This is a genomic window from Pseudomonas agronomica (genome assembly GCF_025917275.1).
GTDB classification, from domain to species: domain Bacteria; phylum Pseudomonadota; class Gammaproteobacteria; order Pseudomonadales; family Pseudomonadaceae; genus Aquipseudomonas; species Aquipseudomonas agronomica.
Genome location: NZ_JAOSHO010000657.1, coordinates 1 through 2,345, shown reverse-complemented (window position 1 = coordinate 2,345; position 2,345 = coordinate 1). Strand labels below are relative to the sequence as shown.

The window sequence follows — 2,345 nt, the reverse complement described above, 5'->3', positions numbered from 1 at the left end:
ACTTGTGCGACTTAGCCGGCGACCGGCGAACGCCAGTCGTCGGAGCCCGACGTGCCGCTGACTTCATGGGTCCAGGTGATCTTGCGATACGTGAAGTGAACATCCTCCAGGTGGGTGAAGTGGCTGTTGTTCGGGTCCTGGCAGTTGAGCATATAGTCCTTCATGTCAACGATGATCGCGTCTTCCAGGGTGGTGGTGTAGTAGTGCTCCTGGGTGCCTGCGGCTGATGTGCGAAACCACTGGATCTCGACCTTGGTCAGGCGCTCACCGCTGGTCAGGGCTGCGAGCAGCAGCGGCGAGGCCTTGTCGAAAACCTTGGTGATGACCAGTGGCTTGTGCACGCGCTGACCGGTTGGCTGGCCCGACTGTGCATCGCGCGGGATGATCACCTGATGCTCGAAGCCTTGCACCATGACCTGGTCTTCATGACCTTCCTGATAGGTGTTGCCCACCGAGTCGGCGGTAAACGCGCCGGCCGTGATCAAACCTTGTTTGGTGCCTTCGATGGACATGTAAGCGGGGGTAGCCAATGGATGCTCTCCTTGCGGAATAATCTGAAAGCCCGGGTCGCGAATCGTCCCGGGGCTGCCTGAGTTATCAAGAGCTGTGCCATCGGCTTGAAAATCTCTGTAAATCAAAGAGTTGACGAGATTACGTAATCGGATCTGGCGACAAGCGCCGGGTATTCATGCAATGAGTTGCGCCGGGCACGACAGTCGATTGCGTATCGCGTACGGGCGGCTAAAACGGCGACAAGAACGGGATTGAAGCGACCGATCCGTGCAACTTCTTGCGCCGTCTGACCTTTGGCTTTTTCTACACACCCAGTGCAGTCATGCACTCATCGATGGAGCGCTGCTGTGTTGCGGCATACAGCGCCAATTCATCAATGGTTGGCCGTCCCAGTGCGGTTTCGAATGCCTGCCGATTGGATTGGCCAGCGTAGTGACTCTGGGCGGCGTCGCCCAGGTTCGACTGGAAAATACCGGCGGCGCTGACCGGCAGGAAATCCTCGTACACCAAGGGTTCGGCGCGCAGGTATTGCTGTTCCAACAGGCGCTCCAGTGTGACCGGCTTGTCCAACGTGCCCTTGGCGGCCAGGCCTTTCGAGGTCGGAAAGTAGCGGAAGAACGCCAATGCCTGCTGGCGTAGCTCATCGAGGGTGTCAGGGAATTGGGCGAAATGTTCAGCCATCAACGCGTTGTAGCGTTGCGCGTTGGCTTCGTTGGGAAACGCCCCCAGGGCATCCCGTGCGGCGTTGAGCAATTGATCGTACAGCGCACGTCCTTTGGGCGTGAGGGCGGCGCCGCGTTGTTCAATCTCGCCAAAACGCGCGCTGTGGCTGCCCTCGGATTGAGGCGAGTCAGTAAACGCGACGGGTTCGTCGAGGGCTTTGAAACTGGTCTGGCGCAGCAGGATCGGGCACCGGCGGCGGGGCGGCCCCTCGACCACGGCCTTGGGCGTGATGCCATGCCGCGGCATCTCGGCCTGGACGGTGTCGATGTCCAGGGTGCGCGGCGTCAGGTGGTTGATGTGCGGGCCCTTGAAGGCCACGACGTCGGCGATCAGGCGATGCTGGGCGCTGAGTTGTTGGTATTGTTCGGCGGTGACCGTGGCGCTGTGGTGCCAGCGAAAGGTTTCCAGTGCTTGCAGGACAAATTCGTCGGCCTGGTGCTCCGTCAGGCCACCTTGGCGCTCGGCCAGCTCAATGAGATCGAGGGCGTCGGTGGTGAAAATCTGCCGTTTGGCCAGCACCGACTCGGCAAAATCTCGAAGCTCAGTGTTTTCAATCAGCTCCAGGCGCAACAGCGAGGTGAAGACCCGGAACGGGCTCACTTGCAGCGATGTCTCGTGGACAGCACGAAATGCCGTGGAGTGCACCGGCACCCCGGCAGGCGTGAGGTCGTAATAGCCCACCGGCTGCATGCCCATGACCGCAAACAGGCGACCCAGCATCGCCAATTCGGCGGCGGTGCCAACGCGGATCGCACCATGACGTTCAAGGTCCAGGCGCTCGATCTCGCCGGTGCTGCGCAGATGCTCGGCCAGGGGTGGATCGTTTACCAGCACCTGGGCGTTGGTCTGTTCCACCAGGTTCATCAATGCGCCATACAGCGGCACCTCGTCGCGGTACATGTCGGACATCGCCCTGGAAAAGCGTTGGCGGATCAAGTCGGGGCTGACGAAGCTCATCGTAAGAATTCCTGGCGAGGACTGTGGGAAAGTTGAACGAAAGATCGCAGTCTTCGCCAATGCCGGCAAACGAAGAATCTTCAGGACTTCATTCTGTCAGGGACTGATCCGCAGGCTGGAGCACCGTGGCGCTGAGCGTCAACGCAAATCCC

At 60.2% G+C, this 2,345-nt stretch carries 2 protein-coding genes; both read right to left on the bottom strand.

What is annotated here, in order from left to right; translation table 11 throughout:
- Positions 1 to 11 precede the first annotated feature (11 nt).
- Positions 12 to 530 carry an Hcp family type VI secretion system effector gene (locus tag OC610_RS25845; RefSeq protein ID WP_030142096.1) on the bottom strand — a complete coding sequence of 173 codons (519 nt, stop codon included), beginning with the start codon at positions 528 to 530 and terminating at the stop codon, positions 12 to 14.
- Positions 531 to 816: 286 nt separating this feature from the next.
- Positions 817 to 2,193: a 2-oxoadipate dioxygenase/decarboxylase HglS gene (hglS, locus tag OC610_RS25840; RefSeq protein ID WP_269808096.1), complete on the bottom strand. Its 1,377-nt coding sequence runs from the start codon at positions 2,191 to 2,193 to the stop codon at positions 817 to 819.
- Between the last annotated feature and the right edge of the window lie 152 nt (positions 2,194 to 2,345).

Excerpts from the sequence above, each read along its gene's own strand:
- hglS (WP_269808096.1), bottom strand. The coding sequence starts at position 2,193 with ATGAGCTTCGTCAGCCCCGACTTGATCCGCCAACGCTTTTCCAGGGCG.